Source organism: Pseudoalteromonas sp. T1lg88 (assembly GCF_002964765.1).
Taxonomy (GTDB): Bacteria; Pseudomonadota; Gammaproteobacteria; order Enterobacterales; family Alteromonadaceae; genus Pseudoalteromonas.
Map to the genome: position 1 here is coordinate 299,985 of NZ_PQCF01000006.1, position 26,263 is coordinate 326,247.

The 26,263-nt window shown below is 42.6% G+C and carries 24 protein-coding genes and 1 tRNA gene; 6 read left to right on the forward strand and 19 right to left on the reverse strand.

Annotated features, from left to right (window positions below; all coding sequences use genetic code 11):
• Positions 1–53: 53 nt before the first annotated feature.
• The 13 genes from C2M34_RS03115 to C2M34_RS03175 form a co-directional block, all read right to left on the reverse strand.
• Positions 54–1,292 carry a hypothetical protein gene (locus C2M34_RS03115; protein ID WP_105258039.1) on the reverse strand — a complete coding sequence of 413 codons (1,239 nt, stop codon included), beginning with the start codon at positions 1,290–1,292 and terminating at the stop codon, positions 54–56.
• 196 nt (positions 1,293–1,488) lie between these two features.
• Positions 1,489–2,454 carry a glycosyltransferase family 2 protein gene (locus C2M34_RS03120; RefSeq protein ID WP_105258040.1) on the reverse strand — a complete coding sequence of 322 codons (966 nt, stop codon included), beginning with the start codon at positions 2,452–2,454 and terminating at the stop codon, positions 1,489–1,491.
• Between the two features lie 27 nt (positions 2,455–2,481).
• Positions 2,482–3,750 (reverse strand): ATP-grasp domain-containing protein, encoded by a 1,269-nt coding sequence (locus C2M34_RS03125; protein WP_105258041.1) that lies wholly within the window; start codon positions 3,748–3,750, stop codon positions 2,482–2,484.
• The gene (locus tag C2M34_RS03130) at positions 3,747–4,493 is read right to left on the reverse strand and encodes a LicD family protein (protein ID WP_105258042.1); all 747 of its coding nucleotides are present in this window, start codon (positions 4,491–4,493) and stop codon (positions 3,747–3,749) included. Before C2M34_RS03130 ends, C2M34_RS03125 begins: the two co-directional genes overlap by 4 nt.
• Positions 4,494–4,720: 227 nt before the next feature.
• Complete coding sequence (locus tag C2M34_RS03135) at positions 4,721–5,833, reverse strand: DegT/DnrJ/EryC1/StrS family aminotransferase (protein WP_105258043.1); 1,113 nt, start codon at positions 5,831–5,833, stop codon at positions 4,721–4,723.
• A 6-nt stretch (positions 5,834–5,839) separates the two neighbouring features.
• Positions 5,840–7,276, reverse strand: a complete 1,437-nt coding sequence (locus tag C2M34_RS03140) for a lipopolysaccharide biosynthesis protein (RefSeq protein WP_105258044.1) — start codon at positions 7,274–7,276, stop codon at positions 5,840–5,842.
• Complete coding sequence (rfbA, locus tag C2M34_RS03145; RefSeq protein WP_105258045.1) at positions 7,277–8,149, reverse strand: glucose-1-phosphate thymidylyltransferase RfbA; 873 nt, start codon at positions 8,147–8,149, stop codon at positions 7,277–7,279.
• 18 nt (positions 8,150–8,167) lie between these two features.
• Positions 8,168–9,226 carry a dTDP-glucose 4,6-dehydratase gene (rfbB, locus tag C2M34_RS03150; RefSeq protein ID WP_105258046.1) on the reverse strand — a complete coding sequence of 353 codons (1,059 nt, stop codon included), beginning with the start codon at positions 9,224–9,226 and terminating at the stop codon, positions 8,168–8,170.
• Between the two features lie 2 nt (positions 9,227–9,228).
• Positions 9,229–9,963, reverse strand: coding sequence for a glycosyltransferase family 2 protein (locus C2M34_RS03155; protein ID WP_105258047.1), 735 nt, complete (start codon positions 9,961–9,963; stop codon positions 9,229–9,231).
• 190 nt (positions 9,964–10,153) lie between these two features.
• On the reverse strand, positions 10,154–11,095 hold the full coding sequence (locus C2M34_RS03160; protein ID WP_105258048.1) for a Wzz/FepE/Etk N-terminal domain-containing protein: 942 nt from the start codon (positions 11,093–11,095) through the stop codon (positions 10,154–10,156).
• A 13-nt stretch (positions 11,096–11,108) separates the two neighbouring features.
• The gene (locus C2M34_RS03165) at positions 11,109–13,796 is read right to left on the reverse strand and encodes an SLBB domain-containing protein (RefSeq protein WP_105258049.1); all 2,688 of its coding nucleotides are present in this window, start codon (positions 13,794–13,796) and stop codon (positions 11,109–11,111) included.
• A 102-nt stretch (positions 13,797–13,898) separates the two neighbouring features.
• Positions 13,899–14,675: a DUF481 domain-containing protein gene (locus C2M34_RS03170; protein WP_105258050.1), complete on the reverse strand. Its 777-nt coding sequence runs from the start codon at positions 14,673–14,675 to the stop codon at positions 13,899–13,901.
• A 19-nt stretch (positions 14,676–14,694) separates the two neighbouring features.
• Positions 14,695–15,516: a mechanosensitive ion channel domain-containing protein gene (locus C2M34_RS03175; protein WP_105199395.1), complete on the reverse strand. Its 822-nt coding sequence runs from the start codon at positions 15,514–15,516 to the stop codon at positions 14,695–14,697.
• Positions 15,517–15,807: 291 nt separating this feature from the next.
• Here C2M34_RS03175 and C2M34_RS03180 point away from each other — a divergent pair.
• A tRNA-His gene (locus tag C2M34_RS03180) sits at positions 15,808–15,883 on the forward strand.
• Between the two features lie 129 nt (positions 15,884–16,012).
• Here C2M34_RS03180 and epmA read toward each other — a convergent pair.
• Positions 16,013–16,993 (reverse strand): elongation factor P--(R)-beta-lysine ligase, encoded by a 981-nt coding sequence (epmA, locus tag C2M34_RS03185; RefSeq protein ID WP_105258051.1) that lies wholly within the window; start codon positions 16,991–16,993, stop codon positions 16,013–16,015.
• Positions 16,994–17,132: 139 nt separating this feature from the next.
• Positions 17,133–17,699: an elongation factor P gene (gene efp / locus C2M34_RS03190; protein ID WP_105213424.1), complete on the reverse strand. Its 567-nt coding sequence runs from the start codon at positions 17,697–17,699 to the stop codon at positions 17,133–17,135.
• Between the two features lie 40 nt (positions 17,700–17,739).
• On the opposite strand from efp, the gene epmB reads away from it, so the two are divergent.
• Together epmB and C2M34_RS03200 are read left to right on the forward strand one after the other, a co-directional pair.
• On the forward strand, positions 17,740–18,756 hold the full coding sequence (gene epmB, locus C2M34_RS03195) for an EF-P beta-lysylation protein EpmB (protein ID WP_105258052.1): 1,017 nt from the start codon (positions 17,740–17,742) through the stop codon (positions 18,754–18,756).
• 259 nt (positions 18,757–19,015) lie between these two features.
• Positions 19,016–19,309, forward strand: coding sequence for a prephenate dehydrogenase (locus C2M34_RS03200; protein WP_105199391.1), 294 nt, complete (start codon positions 19,016–19,018; stop codon positions 19,307–19,309).
• A gap of 117 nt (positions 19,310–19,426) precedes the next feature.
• On the opposite strand, the gene C2M34_RS03205 is transcribed toward C2M34_RS03200, so the two are convergent.
• The 4 genes from C2M34_RS03205 to C2M34_RS03220 all read right to left on the reverse strand — a co-directional run bounded on the left by C2M34_RS03205 (position 19,427) and on the right by C2M34_RS03220 (position 23,275).
• On the reverse strand, positions 19,427–19,939 hold the full coding sequence (locus C2M34_RS03205) for a DUF3016 domain-containing protein (protein ID WP_105199390.1): 513 nt from the start codon (positions 19,937–19,939) through the stop codon (positions 19,427–19,429).
• 740 nt (positions 19,940–20,679) lie between these two features.
• Positions 20,680–22,323, reverse strand: a complete 1,644-nt coding sequence (groL, locus tag C2M34_RS03210) for a chaperonin GroEL (RefSeq protein WP_105199389.1) — start codon at positions 22,321–22,323, stop codon at positions 20,680–20,682.
• Positions 22,324–22,382: 59 nt separating this feature from the next.
• Complete coding sequence (locus C2M34_RS03215) at positions 22,383–22,670, reverse strand: co-chaperone GroES (RefSeq protein WP_105199388.1); 288 nt, start codon at positions 22,668–22,670, stop codon at positions 22,383–22,385.
• A gap of 110 nt (positions 22,671–22,780) precedes the next feature.
• Positions 22,781–23,275 carry an FxsA family protein gene (locus C2M34_RS03220; protein ID WP_105258053.1) on the reverse strand — a complete coding sequence of 165 codons (495 nt, stop codon included), beginning with the start codon at positions 23,273–23,275 and terminating at the stop codon, positions 22,781–22,783.
• A gap of 139 nt (positions 23,276–23,414) precedes the next feature.
• Between C2M34_RS03220 and cutA the strand changes: the two genes are divergently transcribed.
• From cutA to aroQ, 3 genes are all read left to right on the forward strand, one after another.
• Positions 23,415–23,735, forward strand: coding sequence for a divalent-cation tolerance protein CutA (gene cutA / locus C2M34_RS03225; protein WP_105199386.1), 321 nt, complete (start codon positions 23,415–23,417; stop codon positions 23,733–23,735).
• Positions 23,736–23,746: 11 nt separating this feature from the next.
• Positions 23,747–25,564, forward strand: a complete 1,818-nt coding sequence (locus C2M34_RS03230; RefSeq protein ID WP_105258125.1) for a protein-disulfide reductase DsbD — start codon at positions 23,747–23,749, stop codon at positions 25,562–25,564.
• A gap of 237 nt (positions 25,565–25,801) precedes the next feature.
• Positions 25,802–26,254 (forward strand): type II 3-dehydroquinate dehydratase, encoded by a 453-nt coding sequence (aroQ, locus tag C2M34_RS03235; protein WP_105213430.1) that lies wholly within the window; start codon positions 25,802–25,804, stop codon positions 26,252–26,254.
• Positions 26,255–26,263: the final 9 nt, after the last annotated feature.

The following is a 26,263-nucleotide window of genomic DNA, read 5'->3' on the forward strand; positions in this document are numbered from 1 at the left end:
CTCTCTAAAAAGAGCAGGCACTAAAAAATGCGAAACTGAATAATACTTTAACGTCAGCAACATTTCTTTACCCTATCACAGTAAGTTAAAGAAAATACAATAAGAAGCAAATAGATGAAAAACGCATCCTGAAGGATATACCCTTTTAACATAAAAACGAGAATATAACTTAACAAGAGCAAAGAAAAAACCCGAACCTCTCCTGAAAGAGAAATTGGCCTAGTCAAAAAAAACAAAAAACCTAAAAGTAAAAACAAACCTATATACCCTGATGAAAATAGAACCCTAAAATAACCAACATCAGTCCCCATATAATACCCACCACTTCCGTTAAGCAAGCGAGCATCGCCAAAGATAGAAAAATCATAAAGCGTATATTTATACATCTCTAAATTTGATTTTACTGACCCAGTCTCTGCACCTGATTGAAAAAACTCAAAAACCCACCCCTTGAAAAATTCGTATTGATTTTCAGGCAAAACAAAAGACAAAGAAAAAACTACAGAAATCATCATAAAGATAAAAAACAGGATGAAAAAGATATTACTCTTTAAATTCCTTCTATCAAACGCCCCAAAAAAAAGCAAAAAGGCGACTCCCACGATTGTACTTCGAGAAACAATAAAGGAAGAAGAAATTACAATGAAAAATAATATGTAGTCAGATTTAAGCATTTTCTTTTGTTCTCTAAACTTCATAATGTAAACATAATACAAAATCAAGCAAAGCATCTGAGTAAAGGCTGTTGAATAACCTGAAAAACCACTTACTCCAACCATCCTTAGTAGCAATAACGAATCTGCCACTCCACTACCAAACAACTCATAAACTTCCAACTTCAAAAAGCTCAGATAGAAATCTCGAAAGCTTGGCGATATAAACATAGAGAAAATAAAGATCGAGTTTATAAAAGCAGCATATCCAAAATATCTCAACCCCTGCCCCACCTCTGCACCAGAAGAAATTAATTTAATGAACGCTGGAACAGAAACCACACAAAGAGACACTACAAAATAAACTTTCAAATAAGTTAACTCGTAATGACCATTGTGGATTGCATTTAAAATAGAAAAAGAAAGTAAAAACAAAGATATTAAAAAAGCCACCAAGGTAAACTTATTAACACGCCGCACTAAGAACAAGGAAACTAGAGCAAGCCCCCCCAGAATTAGGTACCGACTACCCAAGCCAAAAAAAAATGTATATTCGACATTGTAAAGAAGAAACAAAACCATAAGGCTTATTAAAAAACCACCCGCAAAGCCACTTCTATTACACCTTTTCAAGCTCATATTAAACTACCAAAAAAAGAACCAAAAAAATCACAAGCCTACTCCACATGAAAATCTGGATAAAATACAAATAATTAATAGGAAATTAATTTTTTACATTCGCAAGAATTAAAGCCAAACTTCTCATTTTGAAATATTAATTAAACCACCAACTAAGTAAACCTCTAAGGAACTTTCACCTTTCTCTTGGTTATCATTATCTTAATCTATTCTTTAAGGCCAAAAGCCACCAGAACACATGGCTAAATTTAGACGCAAAAAACATAAACACCTGTGTTTTGTTAACAACAAAATTAATTTTTGAAGAGCGACTATAAAGTAGATTAGCTGATGTAAACTCCTTTTTTTTAAAAAGAGTGAATGCCAAAAAGGCCAGTTCTGCTGCTAATCTTTTATTAAAACTAGCTGATTTCTCTGGATAACTTTTTTTCAACTCACTAAAACATAGCTGATAATTATCGGCCTCATTCATCAACTTTTCTACGGGAAACTTTTCTCGGTTACTAGACCAAGAGTTTACTGCCTGCACTCTGTATGCAGCTGTAACCTCTGGTAAATAAATGGCACCTTTTTCAGCACCTAAAATTTGTAAAAAATAGTCACCGACAGGTGCGCCTTTAAACCAATCGGGTAAACGCTCCACCACTTGCCTACGAACCATCAGTGCAGGGGAAGGAATCATGCCCCCCCCACCATTGATAATATCTGAGAAGCTAAAAACTCTTTGTTCCTTTCCATAAGATGCAAGGACTCCTAGGGCCTCCGAACCAAGCACCTTATTTGCAGGAGTAAAGCACAGCTCAGAATTACTATCCTCAAAGGCGTCCAATTGCTTCTGAATCTTACCAGTATCTATCCAGTAGTCATCACCATCACAAATAGCAATAAAGTCACCTTGCGCGGCCTTCAGTACTCTAGTGAAGTTCGCTTGCGCTCCAACATTATTCTGTGAGGTCACAATTTTTACCACATTAGGGTGCTGACGTTGATACTCCTCAACTATTTTTGCCGTGTTATCAGGGCTGCAATCTTCACCTATTATAATTTCTAGCCGCCCTTCAAATTCCTGAGAAAGGATGCTCTCTATTGTTTGAGCGATATACATTTCTTGGTTATATGTAACTACACACACTGAAACCAAAGGTGAATGTTCATTAGTCATATTACTTTATCTATATGTTGACATGGACTAAGATTTCGCATTCAGGAGACATTCGACCATATCTACTGAAAACGTTGGGATACCTAGCTTACTTCTGACATCAGCCCGCTCACTAAAAGCATCATCAATAAAAATAGCTCCAGAGGCGTCAATGTAGTCTGACTTTGGGCTCTTATCTTGTATGTGAATTACCTCATCAAAAATACCGGATAAGCGATACTCTCGCAGTGTTTGCTCTATATCGCGCTCATGACGGGTAATCAAACTCACTTTCCCCCCTTTATTTATGCATTCATAAATTAACTTAAGCAGCGATGTGTTAACTTTGTCATTTACGATCAAGCAGTCATCAAAATCTGTGTAAAGGTGAGTAAAATTCAGATCACTGTGAAATTGATAAGATAGATTTCGGTAAAGCTTTACCTTCTGCTTATTAGGCAGTGCCTTTACCGATACACCTTCAGCAACTAACAATGACAACTCTGTAAAATTAATGCCATTGAAACGATTCGTAATCATAGAACCAGCAATACGCGTTGCAACCTCTAACAGACACAACTCGCCATTTTCATCTTCTTTAACCTGAAAAAACCAGGCTCCACGGAGCTCTAACCGCTGAGAAATCTTTAATGCAATATCGTAAAAGCGATCGTCGTTAGTTACTAGTTCAGTTTCAACGGCGATGCCATTTCTCATTGAGCAGCGACGGCGAGGCCCTGCATACAACAGCTCGCCACCAGCATCACTTACACAATCCACTGTATATTCCGAACCAGGCAATAGCTCACAAAGTAAATCGTTGTCATTTAAGGCTTCTAAATCTGCACGGCTGTCAATTCGCTTGGTTCCAACGCTACCTTGGCCAACATCGGGCTTAGCAAAAAGAGGAAACGTTAAATTTTCGTCCCAGTGATTAAATAGAGTAGGAACGCGCACCACGTCTTCAAGACAAGCATAGGTTTTTTTCTTTGAGCGGCAAATATCATTTGTCTCGAAGCTTGAGGAGACTACCTTTGCATCTAATTGCTTTGCGTACTCAGTTAACTTAAGTGCGGCAGAGTCGTGTGCAGGAAACACGTGAGTAATTCCATGTTTTCCTATAAGCGCATTTAAAGAATCAATAAAATCAGCTTCATGTATAAAAGGAATGCCCAAAAATACATTTGCGTTTGAAATTTCAGTGTAGCAGTTTACGCTGTTAGCCCCGAAGACCTCGACACCTTTGACACCATACAATGAACGTACAATTTCATGCGCTATTTCTGTACCACATGGAACAACTAAAACTTTCATCATCGCCAATAAACATCCTCATAGTGAACCGCTTGCTGTATTTCTTCTTTAGTCGGGATTTTTTCCCAATCACCATATCTTTTAACCAAAAAATCTTCCGGATTATTTGGGATTTTAAAATTAAAACCGTCGAAGTTACACGTCTTTAAATCATCAAAAAGTTGCTTTCCATAGTATATTTTCCCGGCATTTGTGTAGTAACTTCCTTGAAAATTCACAGCTCTCAATCTCTCTAAATTACACGCTATACTTTTTATAAATTTAGATTTCAAAACAAAAGAAAGCTTATGAAGGTAAGCGGAAGACTTGGTGAAAAAAGAATGCAAAAGCCTAGCGAACCTGTTCTGTGGTCTAATATAAAAAGGGTATATATCAATACACAACCCCAAGTCATTATTAATCATAGTATGGTTATACAACTCCCATTCAGTTTCCTTAGCATCAACCTTTGTTTTTTGATCAGAAACCCTCATAACCCAATCATAATAGTTATGATTTTTTTGCGAATAGAAATTGCAACCAGATAATGAAGTAAATATTTTATTTAACTTATATTGATACCTTGCAGGAATGGCGATATCAAAGTCATCATCCCATGGAATAAAACCTTTGTGTCGAACAGCACCAAGCAATGTGCCATAAACAAGAATATATGGAATGTCATTCTCATCCAACAAATCAGTTATTAAAACAGCCATATCCAATAGCTTTTTTCTTGTCTCTTCTTTTGTTAATTTAATAGCCACTCTTAATCACCGTAATTTACTTTCTTTTGTACCTATCTCATTCTTGATAAATATCTTTAAATCCCATCTAAATCAAATTTTTCAAGTCATAAAAAAGAGATTCACTCTCAGCTTCGAAGATAGACTCCATTTTGGGTGAATAGACTACTTCAAAAATTTTTTCAAATCATCCTTCTCAATCACCAGCAATAGCGAACAAATCTATATTATGCTTGTTAAACGTATCCCTACATACTTCCATAACCACACGCTAATTTTACAACCTCAACAACTTTCTCTACTTCCTCTTTAGCTAAACAGGTGTGAATAGGTAAACAAATAACGCAGTCAGAAATCTGTTTAGCAGAATTGAAGATTTCATTGTTGTTTTTATAAGCATCAAAATCAGTGATTAATGGGTAAAAGTATTTCCTTGCCAAAATATTATTACCTTTTAAATATTCAAAAAGCTCATCACGAGAACAACCAAACTCAGATTCATCTACTAATATTGGAAAATACGAATAATTGGGCTGCACATTATCAGTTGGTGTAAATAATTTAATACCTTTCACCGTCCCTAGATGCTTATGATAATAGTCAGATACGTCTTTACGTTTCAAAATGGCTTGATCGATATGGTTTAAGGTAACAAGACCAAACGCTGCCTGTACCTCATTTAGCTTGGCATTCATACCGCACTGAGAAATAGCTGTTTCAGATTCGAATCCAAAGTTTTTCAATTGATCGAGCTTTTCTTTCATCTCTAAGCTATGACAAACAACTGCACCGCCTTCGATGGTTGAATAGGTTTTCGTTGCGTGAAAGCTCAGTATTGCAGCATCACCATAATTTAAAATAGAGATCTCATTTTCTTTAACACCAAAGGCATGAGCTGCATCATAAATAATTTTTAAATTATGCTTATCTGCTATTTTTTGAAGCGCCTGATGATCGCATGGGTTGCCATAAACATGGACAGGTAAGATAGCACAGGTTCTTTCAGTAATTGCCTGCTCTACTTTATCGGGAGAGATGTTAAAGGTATCTGGATCAATATCAACAAAAATTGGGGTTAACTTATTCCATTTTATTGCATGACTGGTTGCAACAAATGTATATGGAGTTGTAATTACCTCACCTTCTAAATCTAATGCTTGTAACGCAGTGATCAATGCCAATGTGCCATTAGAAAATAAGCTGATATAAGGCACATCCAAATAGTTACACAAGGCTTGCTCTAACTTTTGATGGTACTGACCGCTATTTGTTAACCATTTGCTGTCCCAAATATCTTTCAGTAAAGGAGTAAGCTCTTCCAAAGGTGGCAAAAGTGGTGATGTCACGGTAATTTTATTCATAACTTGTTATGCCTTGCTCGGCTTAATAAGCCGGGTAAACTGTTTTATAAGATCTCGTTCAAACAATACGAGCATGAGAAAATACAATGAAATAGCGACAATAATAGTACCCAGCAACTGCTGTGAATAACTTTGTGTTATGTTGTTTATGGTCCAATAAGCAAGAGCATTTGAAAGTAATGCAAAGCACCATATAGGAAAGATGTTTATCAATTGTTTTATTGGCGATAGAGTCGTTAATTTTCCGGTGTAGTATGTATTAATTAACAATGCGATATAAGACTGAATAGCTATGCCTATGCAGATGGCCTTAACGCCCAAAGGAACAGTGACAATCAACATCACAGTAGTAACGCTTTTTTTAATAATCTCAAGCTTTAAAAATAAATCAGAACGCCCTTTCACTTGCAAAATATTTAAATTAATCGCATGTATAGGCATCAGCATAAAGCCAATACAAAGCAGCATCACATATGGAATGGAATCTACCCATTGCTCCCCTAAGACTAAGTGAATTAGGGGCGTAGCAATGGCTCCTATACCAACAATCAGCGGAAAAATAACAAGTGCTGCTAAGCGCAATGTCATTAAGTAAGCTTGATCCAGTCGCTTTGCCTCGTTTTGAATATGACTTAATAGTGGATAAGTAACACGCTGAATAACAGTTGTCAGCGTTGCTGCTGGCACCATAGTAAGTTGATTTGCCTGGGTGAAATAACCTACATCTTTTGCACTAAAAGCCTTGCCAATGATCAACTGGTAAATATTTTTATAAAGGGTATCAATTAATCCCGACAACAAAAGCTTCGAGCCAAAGCCAAACATATAGTTAAATGAATCTCTTGAAAATCTTTCTTTTGGCCACCAAGGATGAAACAGCATTAAAAAAAGGCTATTACAAGCACTCATTATCAGCATTTGTGCTATTAGGGCCCACACGCCAAAACCATGATATGCCATGCTAATAGCTACTGAGCTACTTAAAAGTGCGCTTAGCAAAGATGCTTTCGCTTGTGTTTTAAAGTCCATTTCTATGGTTAATTTTGCACGCTGTATAACCGAAAAAGCACTAAAAACAACATTTAAACCTAAAATGCGTAGTAACTCTGTCAGTTCATCAAGCTGATAAAAGCTCGCAATCAAAGGGGCCGCTATATACAAAACAGCGTAACAAGTAACAGCAACCAGCACATTAAAATAAAATGCAGTTGAAAAGTCAGCTTCGGTGCAGTCTACTTTGCGAATCAACGCTGAGCTAAAACCGGCATCAACAAAAACTTGTGAGAGGGCAATAAAAACTGCAAGCATGCCTACTAAGCCAAAAGCTTTTGGCCCTATCATATTGGCTAAAACCAACATCACAATCAGTTGCATAGCTTGAGTGGTTAAGCGTTCTATAGCACTCCACTTTAAGCCACTTGCCGCTTTAGCCCTTAAGTCCATTTACTTTAATAATCCAGCCAAATACTCGCCGTAATTATTCTTACGTAATAGCTGTGCTTGCCCTTGTAGTTGCTCAGCAGTCAACCAGCCGTTATGAAAGGCTATTTCTTCTAAGCAAGCAATTTTAAAGCCCTGGCGCTTTTCTACCGTTTCTACAAACTGTGCGGCTTCCAGTAAACTTTCATGTGTGCCTGTATCTAGCCAAGCGAAGCCACGACCTAGCATTTCGACGTTTAACTTGCCTTGTTGTAAATACATTTCGTTTAAACATGTAATTTCCAGCTCACCACGGTCTGATGGCTTAACCTCTTTTGCCATTTCAATAACCGAATTATCATAGAAATAAAGCCCTGTTACCGCGTAATTCGATTTAGGCTGAGCTGGTTTTTCTTCAATAGAAATAGCTTTTAGTTGGCTGTCAAACTCCACGACACCAAAACGTTCAGGGTCTTTCACTTGGTAGCCAAAAACAGTAGCTCCTTGACCTTGCTTGGCTTGTTCAACAGCATGTTTTAGTTTGGGTGAAAAGCCTTGGCCATAGAAGATATTGTCGCCTAACACCAAACAAACATCATCTTTACCAATAAAATCTTCACCAATAATAAAGGCTTGAGCTAAACCATCAGGGCTTGGTTGAATAGCATATTCAAGTGCAATCCCGAATTGAGAACCATCTCCTAATAAGCGTCTGAACGAGTCGCTATCTTCAGGAGTTGTTATAATTAATATCTCTTTTATTCCCGCGAGCATCAATACTGATAGCGGGTAATAAATCATCGGTTTATCGTATATGGGTAGCAGCTGCTTTGATACTCCCATGGTGATTGGGTACAATCTCGTTCCAGAACCGCCTGCTAAAATTATTCCTTTCATTACTACCTCTATACTTCCTTAAGCGCCAATACGCTCTAGGCGATATGAACCATCCAACACTCGTTGCCACCAGTTTGGGTTATCTAAATACCAAGTTACTGTTTTACGAATGCCAGACTCAAATGTTTCTTCCGGTTTCCAGCCCAGCTCTTTTTCTATTTTGCTCGCATCAATGGCATAACGAACATCATGCCCTGGACGATCGGTAACATAAGTAATTAAGTCTTCGTAATTAGTTACACCTATTGGCTTATTTGGAACCAGCTCTTCCAATAACCTACAGATCGTTTGCACCACATCAATATTGGCTTTCTCGTTATGCCCGCCAATATTATATGTTTCACCAATTTCACCTTGTGTGACCACTGTATATAAAGCCTTTGCATGATCTTCAACGTAAAGCCAATCTCTAATTTGCAAGCCATTGCCATACACAGGTAACGGCTTCCCTTCCAATGCGTTTAAAATCATGTGAGGGATTAGCTTTTCAGGAAAATGGTATGGGCCATAATTATTCGAACAATTTGTGATAATTGTCGGAAGCCCAAAGGTTCTGAGCCATGCACGTACTAGGTGATCACTAGATGCTTTACTTGCAGAATAAGGGGAGCTTGGCGCATAAGGCGTGGTTTCTGTAAATAAATCATTAGTACCTTCTAGGTCACCATATACTTCATCTGTAGAAATATGATGAAAACGAAACGCCGCTTTTTTATCCGCACTTAAGGTATCCCAATAATTTTTCGCTGCTTCAAGCAATGTAAATGTGCCAATAATATTGGTTTGCATAAAGTCGCTTGGACCATCAATAGAGCGGTCAACATGAGACTCAGCGGCAAGGTGCATCACAGCATCAGGTTGATGTAATTTAAAAACCCGGTTTACCTCAGTAGCATTACATATATCCACTTGTTCAAACGCATAACGCGAGTTTGATGATGCAGGTAATACCGATTCTAAATTACCTGCATATGTCAATTTATCAAGGTTAACGACTTCATCATTCGTATTTTCAATAATATGACGAACGACAGCAGAACCAATAAAGCCTGCCCCACCTGTTACTAAAATTTTCATAATTACCTAAGATATTTAATAAAACCGTGTAAGGCATAGTGCATTAATAAATAAAATGAAAGAAATACATTTAGATTTAAATGACTTCGATAGAAAAACCACTGGCTTTTAATGATTTTGAACTTATTTTTTGTCATACCTGTATCGGTAGAGTAATACGCCAAAACATCAGGCAACCCTTTTGCAACCACGCCGGTTTTTAAAATACTTAGCCACAATGCGTAATCTTGACGTTTTCGAATTTTAGGCATGTAAATTTTACCTAAAATATCAGTATCATAAATAGCAGTTAAACAACCTATATAATTTGTTTTTAGCAACTGCTTATAAGTCGCGCTTTCAGGTGAATAAACAACTCCTCGTTGACCTGAAACATTAAATTTTTGATAAGCGTGATACGTAAAAGCATAGTTATTTTCAAGCATGAAGTTAATTTGCTTAATTAGCTTGTCTCGATGCCAATAATCATCTGCATCCAAAAAAGCAATAAAACGTCCTGATGCTTTTTCAATCGCTTTATTACGACTTACGCCAGCTCCTGAATTAGATTTGTTATTAAAAAAATGGACTCTGGGATCATCGAACTTTTTAACAATATTTGCTGAGTTATCGCTTGAGCAATCATTGACAATGATCAACTCCCAATTACTGTATGTTTGCTGGATAACACTATTTATGGCTCTTTCAATCGTTTTTTCTGCATTGTAACAAGGCATAATAATAGAAACTAAGCTCATTATTTTTCCATCCCCAATAAAACCACCTTGGCATTTTCAAATAAAATTTTCAGGTCTAAAAAGCCTCTTCGGCTTTAGTATAATAAATATTAGTTTCCTGTGTGAGTTTTGCTTGCCTTGTCGACATAAATGAAGTGGCCGATTTACATCCGAAAGCCACTAACTTACTATCAAAATCACCAGGCATGTATTAATCCTTTACGATAAAGCGAATAAGAACTAATAATGTAGAAATCCCCCCGCCCAGCAAAACGAAAATAACTACGACCAAAGCTCGGTTAGGCTCTGATTTATTTTCTGAAACTACTGCAGGGTCTATCGTCTTAAGAGCATACTCTATACGTACACTTGCCAACATTTTTGTTTGCTGCTGTTGTTCTATTAACTGATAAAATACCTTCTGCATATCGGCGATCGAGGTTTCCAGCAGCGCATTATTTAGATATTCAATACTATTATCGGCATCTGCAATATCGTTTGCTCGCATTGTATTATTGAGCTGTTCAATTAGCTTATCTGTAAGTTCCTTAGCTGCAACCGGTGAATAATGTTTAACCGATATTTTCACTAACCCTGTATCTTTGTCTTGCGTAACATTTAAGAACTGTTTAGTGAATTTGTAATGCACTTCTAGCAAACTAGGCTCAGCCTGTTTCGACGCCCTTACTTCACGCACCCACACACCTTTTTCAGCATCATACACCTCTGGATCGTACAGAATCTTGTTACTTGCTTGATCCCAGCCAATAGCCGCCATAATCATGGGCTTCAGATTATGTTCTTTTACAAATTCACCAATAAAAGAGCGACTTTTTAATAACTCCAGTGCGATAGTGGTCTTATCAGCGCTTCCGCTTCCAAGGTTTACACCAGCAAGAGAGGCTAGACCGCCAAATTGGCCCGCTAAAGCTGATAGCCCACCACTTTGGTTATCTTCAGCGGGAGCTAAAAGTGCCTCACTTTTGTATATGTTTGGCAGACTCAATGCGTACACGACTGATATAACAGCTGCGAATATAGTTGTGCCGATAATGATCCACTTGCCTTGCCACAGTGCCAAAAACAGCTCTTTTAAATCAATCTCATCATCGGCAATAGTGACTTGTTGCATCTGAATATTTTGGTTATTCATTAATTGCTGTTCCTTAAATACCGCTAATAGCCGCAACACCTACACCGAGCTGATAAAAGATCTGCGTGGCTGTGCTCCAAAGGGTTAGATTATCCATGTGCGCTGTATCCATAGGCACCACTATGGTGTCTCCAGGCTCCAATTGCTTACTGGTATTAACGGCAAACCAGCCTTTGCTTTCGGGGATATAAACAGAGCCATTAGCTTTAATAACGTAGATGCGTTCTTCATCGGCTCGTGTCTTGGTACCGCCGCTAAGACGGATATAGGCATCCACATCTGTATTGGCATTATAAAGGTGAGATGTCGCGTAGTTTACCTCGCCAATTACACTAATTGAGTCGCGTTTAGAGGGGATATAGAGCGCATCACCATCTTGCAGTACAAGTTTTTGCTTATCGGCCAAAATGTCATCCAGGCTGATAACTAAACGCCCTAGCGTAGGCATCTGCGATAAATCAACTATCAAGCTAGTCATTTCATCATATGAGAGGTTGACGCTATTCATTGATTGTTCAAAGCTTTTTGACGCCAGATCGCGACGTAACTCGTTTGTTAAACGCTCAATTTGAGCACGTTCTTGCTCTTGAATGGTTTTACGCGTAAAGACCGCTGCATCTATTGCTGCGAAATCAGAGAAACCACCCGCTCGTTCAATCACGTCTTTCATGGTTTCACCACGACGAATGGTGTATTGCCCTGGGAAAACAACCTCGCCTTCCAGGGTAACCTTAATATTCTCCTGCCAATTTGGAATGGTTAGAATATTAAGACTGTCTTTACTATGTAAAAGTGGGTTTTCCTCTAAAGTGCCCTCTAAGGCACCTTGAAGGTTAAAGGTGATATGCTCAATATCATCATTTGTGCCGGTTTTCGAGCGTGTGATTTCAGCCTTGTCTAGGTATGCTGACTCGGTTAGGCCACCACCGGCGGTAATTAATTCGATAACAGCCATATTATTGGCCAGCGGATATACACCAGGGAAGCGAACATTACCATTTACTTCTACCAGCTTGATGCGCTCACCGGCACCGGCTTGTAACTGTAACTTTTTAATAACCTTATCAAGCAGTTGATTACGGCTAAAGGTTGCGTATTCAATTTCCTCTTCTTCTTCATTTGAGCGCGCAGCAATAAGATCGGTGAGCTTTTGCTTACCTTTTAGCTCTGTCTCTACTTCTTCACTAAAGAGTGGCTTTTTCGCGCCCACAAATTCTTCGAACTGACGTTGTTCAAACAGGTGCCACAATTTTACCTTTTTCTGTAATTCCTGCTCTTCTTCCGTTAACGCCAACTGCTTTAATGCATCTTGTTCTTCTTCTTTTGACTCAAAACGGCTAAAGACTATGACCTTATCGCGCGGGTTTAGTATCAGATTATGAGCAAGATCACCTGCAACTGCCTTAGCCAGGCTGAATTGATACACATCGATATTGCCATATACATCCACTTCTCGAAGCAGAATTGCATAATTCAAGTCGGCCTGCGGCAATAGCGCACCACGGATTGAACCTATGATATCGCCAATACGCTTGCCCTGATGCCAAGAGTATTCACCCGGGCGCGTAACGGCCCCGATTACGGTCACCGCTTGGTTATAGGCACTGCTGGCTTCGCTAACACGTACCACGTCTCCGTCTCGTGGAGTGTAGCCGGCACTTCCTTTAGAGAAGTCAAAGGAAAGAATTTGCTTATAGTCGCCTTGGCCGGCGCGCTCTACCGTAACTTTTTCTCTATAGGCATTAGCCTTCATTCCGCCCGCCATGGCCAGTAAGTCAGCCGTACTTTCACCTTTTTTCAGCTCGAAAATGGCCGGACGCTTTACAGCACCAGCAACGCTAACCTGAGCACCAACAGGGGGAATAAACACTACATCACCTGGTTTTAGGATGATGTCGTTACTGCTATCGCCTTTAATAAGCAGGTCATACAGATCGAAACGGTTAACAACCTTACCGCCGCGCTTAATCTCGATATTACGTAAAGAGGCGATATCGCTTACACCACCGCTGGCAAACAGCGCGTGAGTTACTGTGCTTAGTGAAGACAAGGTATAACTGCCTGGCTTATATGCTTCACCTACTACGAGTACACGAATGCTGCGCAGTTGGCCAAGTGAAACAAAGGCTTTTACGCCTATCATCTCGTTACTGACCTTTTCGCTTACCAGGGCTTTTAATTCTTTGAAGGTCATGCCAGCTACATGCACTGGGGCCAGTTTAGGAATGCTTAAACGACCAGAACGATCGATGCTCGCGTCTACCGTAGCCGACTCTTTACCATACAGGGAAATTTGTACTTGGTCGCCGGGGCGTACTATGTAGTCATCAGGAACCGGGGCGCTTTCGCTCGGCATAAAGCTGGTTGGCTCACCGGCAAAGATGTCATAGCCAAATGGTTCTAGCTCTTCTTTCTTTGGCTTAAACTTTTCTTCTGGTGTTTGTGGCTCAGCATTTTCAGCATTAAGCCTACGCTCGCCAATGGTGCTTTCAACTTCTTGGTTGTTTGGAGTGGTTTTAGCTGAGTTGCCTAAAATAGTATCAACATCAACACCATACTGGCGTGCTAAAGCTTCTTGTTGAGCGCGAGGTAGCTTTTTAAACTGTTCGATTTGCGCAGGTGAAGGGGTCAGCGCCTGAACGGCAGTGGCATAAAACAAAATAAAAATGGCGGACAAGGCGCCCAGGTAGGTCTTAAACATTTTTCCCTGCATGTTTGACTCTCAAAAAGATGGCATATCATACACGACAAAACCCACGAAAAAAATGAGCAAAAAGCAATTTCAACGTGGGTTTTTGTGAACTTAGAAGTTATAAACTAGGGTCAATGCCGTTTCAGTATCGGTATTGTCTTTGTCATCTGCAACATCTGAGTTGTGCGTAACATTGAAACCAACTTTCATTTGTAATGAGCCGTTGATTTTAGTTAGCAAAGCTGTCTCAGAGCGAGTTTTGGTGTTGGTATCACCATATTCCACCGCCAAAAGCTGAGTAAACTTGGCACCTTCAGAGATCTGCCAGGTATAATCTGCTTTAGCTAGGGCGATCACTTCACCTTCCCATTCATCGGCAAGCGACTGACCGTTGTCATCAACTTCGGTGCTGTCATCCGGGTATCTAAAATACTTATAACCAGGACCAAATTCGGCATTTAATACCATGGTTTCATTGTCGATTAGGCGTAAACCATAACCGCCCGAAATCACAGCTTCCTCACGATAGGCACCAAAGTAATCGCTCAGATATGAGCCATAGATGAATAAGTGCGCATTCTTCTCGTTTAATTTGTAATTACCCTGTGCAGAACCAAAGTACTTTTCATTGGTGCGCTCGGTAATTTTAGTGCCATCGTCCTGCTCAACTTCATCTTCTTTGTACAGGCCGCTTAATTTGTACTCGTTATTCCACTTTTCTAAATTGTGTTTAACGGTTAGCGCGCCTTTAAAGGTCGTTGTTTCGGTGTTACCACTGGTGATAATGGCACCTAGTTCGGCGTTTGCTTCCCAGGTTTTTTTCTCTTCTGCAACAACATTAGTTGCAGCACAAGCTGCAACTAATAGAGATAGGTACTTCAATTTCATGTTAGCGATATTCCCCTGATTATTCGCCAGTTTTATGTAAGTGCACATCCATTTGTGGGTATGGAATGCCAACATCATTAGCGTCTAGTTCAATCTTAATATTTTCCATTAGATCGAAATACGTTGGCCAGTAATCTGCTGTGTTCACCCAAGGACGAACAACGAAGTTAACGCTTGAATCGGCCAACTCGCTCACAGCCACTGTGTAGGCTGGGTCTTTCAAAATACGGCTCTCGGCATCAAGTACCGACTTTAATACGCTTTTCGCTTTTTTCAGATCCGCATCGTAGCTTACACCAATTACCAAGTCGATTCGACGAGTCTGTTCGCGAGAATAATTCACGATAGGGCCAGACATAATGGCTGAGTTAGGCATTACGATGATTTTGTTATCTGGTGTATTTAGCTCAGTTGAAAAGATTTCAATCTTGCGTACCGAACCGGCTTTACCACCCGCTTCGATGTAGTCGCCTGATTTGAAAGGACGAAGGATGATAATAAGCACGCCTGAAGCGAAGTTTGATAGCGAGCCTTGTAGCGCTAAACCAACCGCTAAGCCAGCGGCACCTAAAATAGCGATAAAGGATGTTGTTTCAATACCAACCTGAGACAAAGCCATCAGTATGGTACCAACAAAAACCAGCGCATAAATAATGCTACCGCAGAATGAACCTACAGCCTTATCGACATTACGCTTTGCAAATGCTTTTTGAGTTAAGTTGCTACACCATTTAGCAATGCGCATACCAACAAAGAAGACAACGAGTGCAAGTACAAATTGTACCGCATAGTGTATTAGTAGATCCGAGTTTTCAGAGATCCAGTTAGTTACAGTTTCCATTAGCGCTCCTATCATCCGCTTTTTGTTTGATACAACGATGAAATTAAACAACTTCGTTGTACCTAATCCGTAATTATCTCAAAACTTTCTCATAAACCGCAACCCAACATTGCTGCGGCTCACCTAATAATAAAAGCAAGTGGTGCTTTTTGCCTATTTTTTATCTAGTTACGTACCTTTAGTGATTAAATTTACAGCAAACGGAAAAAACTCGCCAATTTACTCTTCACAACCTCAATTAAACTATGTATTATGCGCGCCACACATCGAGAGGTGTGTAACTTCTTTATGGCGGCTGTAGCTCAGTTGGTAGAGCCCTGGATTGTGATTCCGGTTGTCGCGAGTTCAAGTCTCGTCAGTCGCCCCATCTCCCCCTTATTTTTTAAATCTCCATTTGATTACCTAAGTAGATACCTTCTAAGCTGAAGCTCTATTCGAAGCCAAACTGCGTTTAAAAAATGCCGACCACCCGGCCGACACCCATACTCTATAGCGACTAAGCTCGATCAACATCGAAACTTAAGACTTCCTTGATATGCTGTTTGTTACACGCCAGCATCACCAGGCGATCTATTCCTAATGCCACGCCGGCACAGGCTGGTAAGCCAGCTTCTAGTGCACCCAGCAGATGCTCATCCATATCCACTTGCTGCAATCCGCGCTCCAGGCGTTTTTTGTTATCCTTTTCAAAACGCTGTCGCTGTTCGCTGGCATCGGTTAATTCATTAAAGCCGTTGGCCAGCTCCAGATTCTGATAATACAGCTCGAAGCGGCCGGCAACGCGCGGGTCTTGCTCATTAAGCCGCGCCAGTGCGGCTTGGGATGCAGGAAAGTGATACACAAAACAGGGGCGCTCTTGCCCTATCTGCGGCTCAATCACCATACAGAAAAGTAACTGCAGCAAAGTATCTGCATCGCGCTCCGTAGCGGCAATGTTTCCAAAGCCCTGCGCAGTGGCCACCTGTTTTAGCTCTTCTAGGGTAACGGTTAATGGATCTATGGCCAGCACCTGAAGAAACGCCTGCTGATAACTGATACGCTCGGCGCGCTCGGTATCGAGCACCAGTTGCATCAGCTCGTCAATTTCATCCATCAGTGCAAACTCATCAAACCCAGGGCGATACCACTCGAGCATGGTAAATTCGGGGTTATGATGGCGACCATTTTCTTCGTTACGAAACGCCTTGCAAATTTGGTAGATTGCGCCGCTACCCGCCGCTAGTAGACGCTTCATGGCGTATTCCGGCGAGGTTTGCAGATACAGGGGTAAACCTTGAGCGTAGCCCTGGCCGACAAATTCGGTGGCAAAGCCTTGCAAATGCTCATCGGTCACGCTCGCCTGGGACAAAGATGGCGTGTCCACCTCCAACACCTGACGCTCAAAAAAGAATTCGCGAATGGCCCGTAAAATAGCGGCGCGCTGCCTCAGCGTTTCAATACTCGCACTCGGTTGCCATAAAACATCTTGCTGACTCATTCGTTCTTTCCTCACTTTGCAAAACTGAGACATAAAAAATCCCAGCGCGGCTAGCCGGGCTGGGCTTATCCCTAAGGGCTTGTCCCGAAGGGCTTGTCCCGAAGGGCTTGTCCCGAAGGGATTGTAACGCTAAAAGCGTTTATTTTACACGGCTTACGTATTCGCCAGAGCGCGTATCAACCTTGATCACTTCACCGATTTGGATGAACAAAGGAACGCGAACTACCGCACCCGTGTTAAGGGTTGCAGGCTTGCCACCGGTACCGGCTGTGTCACCTTTTAGGCCCGGATCCGTTTCCGTTACTTCCAGCTCAACAAAGTTAGGTGGAGTCACAGCAATCGGGTTACCGTTCCATAGGGTGATGGTGCATGAGTCGTTTTCAACTAACCATTTCACGTTGTCGCCAACCGCTTTTTCGTCTGCGGCGATCTGCTCAAAGGTTTCGTTGTTCATGAAGTGCCAGAATTCACCGTCGGTGTACAGATACGCCAGATCGGTATCCATTACATCGGCCCCTTCAACCGTCTCACCTGATTTAAAGGTTTTTTCTAAAACCTTACCAGAGATCAGCTTACGTACTTTTACACGGTTAAACGCTTGACCTTTACCAGGCTTAACAACCTCATTTTCAAGGATGCTGCAAGGCTCGCCGTCCATCATAAATTTAAGGCCACCCTTGAACTCGTTGGTGCTATAATTCGCCATCTTGTCCTCTAATACAATTTCTCGAGTAATTAACCTGTCAATGATACAAAGAATCGAAGTAAATTTGCATAAAAACTGGCAAAAAGAATTGGCCGAGGTGGTTACTCGTCCAGAAGAGCTGCTCTCATTACTCGAATTACCCGAAGCCGACTTTCTTCCCGACAACGAGGCAAGAAGCCTGTTTAACCTGCGCGTGCCACGCCCCTTTATTGCCAAAATGCAAAAGGGAAACCCTCGCGACCCCTTGTTATTACAGGTTTTACCGCGCCGACAAGAGTTTCAACAGGCCCCCGGCTACAGCACAGATCCGCTTGAAGAGCAGGACAATACACAACCCGGTTTACTGCATAAATATCGCTCCCGGGTACTCTTGGTATTTAAATCTGCCTGCGCCATTAATTGCCGCTATTGTTTTCGTCGCCATTTTCCCTACGCAGATAATCAGCTTAATCGCTCCGCTTTAGAGGAAAAGCTGGCGTATATCGCCGCCCATGATGAAGTGAATGAAGTTATCCTAAGCGGCGGCGACCCATTAATGGCCAAGGACGAGCATATCGCCTGGTTTGTCGCGCAATTAGAGGCCTTGCCCAATATTAGGCGCCTGCGCATTCACTCCCGTTTACCAGTGACCATTCCCGCCCGCATCACCAAAGCGCTGTGCGAGATATTCGCCAACACCCGCTTGCAGGTAGTCTTTGTGCACCATATTAATCACGGCAATGAAATAGACGATCATTTTGCTAAGGCCTGCACTCAGCTTAAAGCCGCTGGCGTGACCCAGTTAAATCAGGCTGTGCTGCTAAAAGAAGTGAATGACAATATCGATGCGCAGGTTACGCTCAGCGAACGTTTATTCGAAGCCGGTATTCTTCCTTATTACCTGCATCAGCTCGACAAGGTGCAAGGCGCCGCCCATTTTGAAGTTAGCGATGCCGAAGCTAAAGCGCTGATGGCGCAAATGCTCAGCGCCCTACCTGGCTTCTTAGTACCCAAACTGGTAAGAGAAATAGGTGGCGAGCACAGCAAGACACCGATAGATCTTCATCTAGAGCCCTAATCAATTGTAGATCGGTGCTTCGCGCCGACAAAGGGAGAGTTATGCGCATTTTTGTCGGGGTGTAGGTCGGTGCTACGCGCCGACATTTCAAGCAATGGTGCAAAGGCCATAGCAGGAAATGCGCTCGCCGGTATATTCATAGCCCTTACCTGACTTTTTAACCGAATCCACGTACCATATCAGCCAAATGTGTTAGCTCTTTAGCTAATGCGTTTAGATTAAACGTAAAGTAAACCGCAAAGAGAAACAGATCCGGAATATGAACTCGATTATTGAAAAGCTAAACGAAAACCTTAAACTCGCCTACCGACAGGCGCTCGACGCGGATCAAAAGTTAGATCAATTGCAAAAAGACGGCCATGGTAAATTCCAAGCTTTGTTTAATGAAGACGCGGGCTTCTCCTTCGCCGCCAAACGGTTCAAGCCGTATGTTCTTGATGTAGCTGCCGATATTGAAGCGCTAAGCGAGGCACAAGAACTGGACGAAGCCCTGTTGAAAAAAGCCGTGCTTAAGCTGCAAAACCTGCTTGCTCTGCTATCGACCTTTAAATAGTTCGGCCTTTGCCGCCAGGGATGGCGGTAGTAGAGCATGCAGGAACCCATTGCCGAAAGGCCTACAAGGTAAGCGTACTATGCCTTTTGTCGGGGTGAACCTCAACCTACAACCCAACTAGCGATAAACCTTTTTCGGCTCTATGCCTAGCTCAGGGTACAGGGTATCCGTAAACCAGGAGCTGAGCAGGCGGAAATCATAGTAAAACTCGTCATCGCCACGTATCGAGCGTATATGATCCATATAGGCCATATCTTTTATGTCTACATCGCCGCTACTTAAAACCTTGCCGTCTTTATCAAGCAGTTGGTAACTAAATTCTATGCGCGGAAAATAAATAGGCTTCATCACCCGAAACTCGTTCATGCCGTGGCGCACTTCACCAGCCAAATCCAAATCGGTTATTTCGACATTAAACACGCTACCCTCGGGTAAGTTTTGCGCCTCAAAATTAAAGTGCTTGTCAAAATTTTTCATCAAGCGCTCGTGAAAAGGCTTTTTCACATCGTTGCCGGGACGGGCATCCGCGTAGTCATTTAAATCCTGCCACTTAATTTTGGCCTCACCGGCATAGGTCACCGCCGATGCAGCCATGGCCATTAAGGCCACTAATACTGTACGTACTTTCATAATGCTCTCCGTTTAAGTCTGCTATACCAATTCTGTTAAGTATGTGATCAGATATAGCGCTGGATAAATGATGTGATAACAAGGCGGAATTTTTCTTATGTAGTTATTCTACATAGAAAAATTTCAACGCAGTTAGCACGATATTTAGCCCGCTAGAATGATTAGCTATTTAAGTGAATTGGTATTTAATATAGACCCGTTCACATGGATTTAGATCACAAATCAATCAACAAGTTCGTTACCAAACGTAATCATCCATTATGGTTTGTACCCTGTCTTTACCCTAATAGTAAAGATCTACCTTCTGAGGAAGGGGGCATTGTCAGCATAGCCCATAGGGTTACGCCTTCCTAGGCTGTTATCTGGTCTCATCCATGAGCCCCTCGTTCATTCTTTTTGAGCGACGAAAAAGAACGAACCAAGAAAACGTCGCCCCGACATCACACTCTTTCCTGAAAGTGAAAATTGAAATGTACGCAACCACTATGTACGGCACTTCCCTGTCCCGGACATAGCTTTGCAAACGTCCACGTTTGCTAATTGCTCTTCAATTTTCTCTTTTCGGGTGTGATGGAGGGGGGATATGACGTCTGAAACACTGCAAATACCGACTAAGGCCAGCAGTTAATAGGCAAACCTAAATGGATAACAACCTCCTATTGATGTAAGTGGTTAAGGGGCTGAAAATGAAAAAACCCAGCCGAAGCTGGGTTTTTTAACGAACTAGATGTTCTGGGGGATTACATCATGCCGCCCATGCCACCCATTCCGCCCATGCCGCCCATATCTGGAGCAGCTTCATCTTTAGGAATTTCAGCAACCATGGCTTCTGTGGTGATCATTAAACCAGCAACTGACGCGGCGAACTGTAGTGCAGAGCGCGTTACCTTAGTTGGATCTAGGATACCCATTTCGATCATGTCGTTGTATTCGCCGTTTGCAGCGTTGTAACCATAGTTACCGTCACCGGCTTTAACTGCGTTAACAACTACTGATGCTTCGTCACCGGCGTTAGAAACGATTTGACGAAGTGGTGCTTCCATGGCACGAAGTGCAACATTGATACCGTGGTTCTGGTCATCGTTGTCCGCTGTCAGTGAAGCAATCTTTGAAGCAACACGTACTAGCGCAACACCACCACCAGGTACTACACCTTCTTCAACCGCGGCGCGAGTTGCGTGAAGCGCATCTTCTACGCGGTCTTTCTTCTCTTTCATTTCAACTTCAGTTGCTGCGCCAACCTTGATTACTGCAACACCGCCGGCTAGTTTAGCCATACGCTCTTGTAGCTTCTCTTTGTCGTAGTCTGAAGTCGCTTCTTCGATTTGCGCCTTGATCTGACCTACGCGTCCGTCGATAGCAACTTGCTCGCCAGCACCATCGATGATGGTTGTGTCGTCTTTAGTGATCACAACGCGCTTAGCAGTACCTAGGTCTTCCAGGGTCGCTTTCTCAAGCTCAAGACCGATTTCTTCAGAAATCACAGTACCGTTAGTCAGGATAGCGATGTCTTGCAGCATGGCTTTACGACGGTCGCCGAAACCAGGTGCTTTAACCGCAGCAACTTTAACGATGCCACGCATGTTGTTCACTACTAGTGTTGCCAGTGCTTCACCTTCAAGGTCTTCGGCAACGATAAGAAGAGGCTTGCTAGTCTTAGCAACCGCTTCAAGAGTTGGAAGTAGCTCACGGATGTTTGAGATTTTCTTATCAACAAGAAGAATATGCGGGTTATCTAGCTCAACCTGGCCTTTCTCTGGGTTGTTGATGAAGTAAGGAGACAGGTAACCACGGTCGAACTGCATGCCTTCTACAACGTCTAGTTCGTTTTGTAGTGACTGGCCTTCTTCAACCGTGATAACGCCTGATTCGCGGCCTACTTTTTCCATTGCTTCGGCAATGATGTCACCGATTTCTGAATCAGAGTTTGCTGAAATAGTACCTACCTGAGCGATTGCTTTGGTGTCTGCACAAGGTACTGAAAGAGCTTTAAGTTCTTCAACGGCTGCAATCACCGCTTTATCGATACCGCGCTTAAGATCCATTGGGTTCATGCCCGCAGCAACGGCTTTAAGGCCTTCGTTTACGATGGCTTGCGCAAGAACGGTTGCAGTAGTGGTACCGTCACCGGCGGCGTCATTGGCTTTAGAAGCAACTTCTTTGACCATTTGTGCGCCCATGTTCTCGAACTTGTCTTCTAATTCGATTTCTTTTGCTACCGATACACCGTCTTTAGTGATAACTGGTGCGCCGAATGACTTGTCTAAAACAACGTTACGGCCTTTAGGACCTAAAGTAACTTTTACCGCATCTGCTAATACGTTTACGCCCTTAAGCATTTTTGCGCGAGCGTCATTTGCAAAACGAACTTCTTTTGCTGCCATTATTCTTTCCTCTAAATTCTGTTTAATCCGGGTATTAATACAACACTAGGGAGGCTAATTTAGCCTACGATACCGAGAATGTTGTCTTCACGCATGATCAGGTATTCCTGGCCTTCGATCTTCTCTGTTTTTTCAACATAAGAGCCGAATAGCACTGTGTCACCCGCTTTTACTTCTAACGCGCGTACTTCGCCGTTATCCAATACACGGCCATTGCCCACTGCAATTACTTCACCACGTGAAGATTTCTCTGCGGCAGAACCGGTAAGCACGATGCCGCCAGCAGACTTGGTTTCTTCTTCTAGACGCTTAACGATCACGCGATCATGTAAAGGACGAATGTTCATTTGTTTAGTTCTCCTAACAGTTTCTGAACAACTACAGAAAATCTTAAAATTTGATTGTGTACTTTTATGGGGGTGAGCAAATTAAAACCCAAGAGTAAAAGTTAAAAATTTTACTCTTTACGTTCAAATTCACCTTCAATTGTGGTGTTTGATTGGCCGCGCTCTGAGTGTACTGAATGCTGCTCTGAGCTGTGATGGCTTGTACGCGAACTATGATAATGTGCGCTGAAGCCACCACCTTGAGTCATATGCACCTGCGCTTGTGAGGCAAAGGCAGCCGACATGCGTTTACGCACCGCCGGAGTTAACAATAGAAAACCGAACACATCGGTCACAATACCCGGTGTTAATAATAAAACCCCGGCGATAATCACGCAGATACCGGTAAACATTTGCTCTGCCGGCATTTGTCCCTGCGCCATTTGCAGCTGAGCATCACGCATAGCACCCATGCCTTGTTGCTTCACTAATTTTGCACCTAGGATGGCGGTCACCACTATCAGGGCTATGGTCGCAAAGCCACCAATAACGTCACTTACCTGAATTAGCAGGGCAATTTCTATGATGGGGATAATGATAAAAAGTAGGAATAATGCTCTAAACATACTGAGTCTCGTTTAATTCAATGAAATAAATGTGCGGCTGACAAGGTCACTTTTCAAGTCTTCTGCCGAGCTTCTATAGGTTTTAACCTTGCTATCGGCTAGTATGGGGTTAGAAAAAGAACGTATAAAAAGGTTCATTATGACTACCCATTATCGGCTGATATTTACTACCTGCGCTAACAAACAAGAGGCGCGGGCCATGGCAGAACAACTGGTGCAGTTAAAGTTGGCGGCGTGTGTGAACATCCTTCCAGAAGTAGAGTCTATCTACATGTGGCAAGATGAGGTGACCAGCGCTACCGAAACCAAACTGCTGATCAAAACAAAATCCGAGAAGATGAACCAAGTGATTCAAACCATTAAAAAATTACACAGCTACGAGGTACCTGAGATTCAGGTAATCGATGTAACAACGGGAAATTTGGCCTACTTCAATTGGATGGACGAGGTACTTAATTAATGCAATTGCTCATGCGTATCTGGCTGATCATATTTACCCTTGCCTTTAGTGCTGGCTCCTGGGCCAATAACTCGGTGCTTGATAGTTTACTCAAGACCCAAGCAACCACCTTTTTACCCGTTGACCAGGCCTTTAAGCTGGACTTTGATCAACAAGGTGAAACCCTGCTTATCAATTGGGATATAGAGCCCGGCTACTACCTCTACAAGCATAAGTTAGAGTTTGTCGGCAAAGGCGCGACCGTGACGCCCCCCGCCCAGTTGCCCGGCGGTGAAATGATTGAAGACGAGTTTTTCGGTCGCACCGAAGTCTATTTTAATGCCGTAAGCTTTAGCTTAAAGGTCAGCAATATTTCCGACGGTGCCTTGGTAAAAATGCGCTATCAAGGCTGTGCGGAAGCCGGGCTTTGCTACCCGCCCGAGGTTATAGAAATTCCACTTTCCCTGGTCGGCGGTGCAGCTCCAGCAACGACCGGGGCTGTGACCGATGCCCTTATGGCGCAAGGCACACCCGAGACTAAAGCAAAAGATAACGGCAGCAAAAGCAACAACAAAGGTGAGCAATCGCTAACCGAGCGTTTGGCCAGTCAAAGCCTGTTCACCAACTTGGTGTTCTTTTTTGTGGTCGGTATTGGCCTGGCCTTTACCCCCTGCGTCTTCCCCATGTTCCCTATTCTGTCCAGTCTTATCGCCGGACAAAAGCACCTCTCGACCCGCAAGGCCTTTAGCCTGTCCTTCGTCTATGTACAGGGTATGGCCATTACTTATGCGCTGCTGGGGTTAGTGGTTGCCTACTTTGGCGGCCATATTCAGGGTTATCTGCAACACCCTTATGTGCTGATCAGCTTTAGCCTGCTGTTTGTATTGCTGGCACTGTCTATGTTCGGTTTTTACGAAATTCGCCTGCCACAGGGCATGATGGAGCGTTTAACCAAGGTCAGCAACAAGCAACAGGGCGGTAATTATGCAGGGGTTTTCCTGATGGGCGTGCTGTCGGGTCTTATCGCCTCGCCTTGTACGACCGCACCGCTTTCCGCGGCCTTACTTTATGTGGCGCAAAGCGGTGACTATATGATTGGCGCCCTCACCCTGTATGCCTTAAGCCTGGGCATGGGTCTGCCGCTGCTATTACTTGGTACCTCGGGAGGTAAACTTCTGCCTAAGGCCGGTGGCTGGATGGAGCAGGTAAAAACCCTGTTCGGCCTCTTGATGTTATTCGTGCCTTTAATTCTGCTTGAGCGCATTTTGCCGTTCGAGGTGATTTTACTTATGGCCGGTATATTAAGTATAGCTACCGCCATCTACCTGCATTATTGGCAAAGTGGCCAAACTCAGGGCCGAGGCAAAACGATTCTTTGGGCCATGGCCATGACCTTGTTTATTAGCGGTTTAATGCTGGTTAAAAACTATGTGTGGCCTCCAACGGTCGTACAACAGGTGCAAACACAGCAACAAGCCGCCAGTGGCGAGTTCGTTCATGTTGCCGACCTAACTGAGCTCAATGAGCTGCTGGCCAATACAGAAGGCCTGGTTATGGTCGACCTTTATGCCGATTGGTGTGTGGCCTGTAAAGAATTTGAGCACTACACCTTCCCCAAGGAGCAGGTGCAACAGCAGTTTAAGCACTTTACCCTAGTGCAAATCGATTTAACCGACACCAATGACAGCTCCATTGAGCTGATGGAAGCATTTACCGTGTTCGGCTTACCCAGCATCTTGTTCTTTAACCAAGATGGTAAAGAACTTCCGGAATTACGGGTCACCGGCTTTATGGGTGCCGACGACTTTGCCGCGCATCTACAAAAAGTACGCGATCAGGCAGGAAGCTAACCAAGCCTAAATAAAGCAAAGTGTCATTTAGGGCACTTTGCTCCTTTCTTTTGCCAGCTCTGCAAATTTAACCTCCAAGGTGATTAGACCAGTATTTTGCTGCTATTTTCCTCGAACTCACTATAATAGTTCGCTAAAGTGAGAAAAATTTGCTATTTGCAACTTTTACCCTTAAGTTTACTACTGATATTTGTATAAACGCTTATAACTCACAAGTTAAAGGATTTTAGTCGCATTATGACTGCAAAGTTTAAGATTTTAGTTATCAACGGCCCAAATTTAAATATGCTGGGTCGTCGTGAGCCGGATAAGTACGGTTCCAAGACATTGGTACAAATTACCGATGAACTAAATGATGCAGCCGCGGCACTCAATGTTGAACTAGAGCACTTTCAAAGTAATAGCGAAGCGGCCCTGATTGAGCGTATACATGATGCCTGGCAGCAAGTTGATAGCATTATTATTAACCCTGCCGCATTTACGCACACCAGTGTCGCCCTGCGTGACGCCTTACTAAGCGTTGCCATTCCTTTCTTTGAGGTACACCTGAGCAACATTCATCAACGGGAAGCCTTTCGCCACCACTCTTATTTTTCCGATGTGGCGCAAGGTGTTATCTGTGGTTTTGGTGCAATGGGCTATCACTTCGCGCTGCAAGCAGCGGTTAGCCGGTTGCAAGATTCGAATTAAAAAACTAAC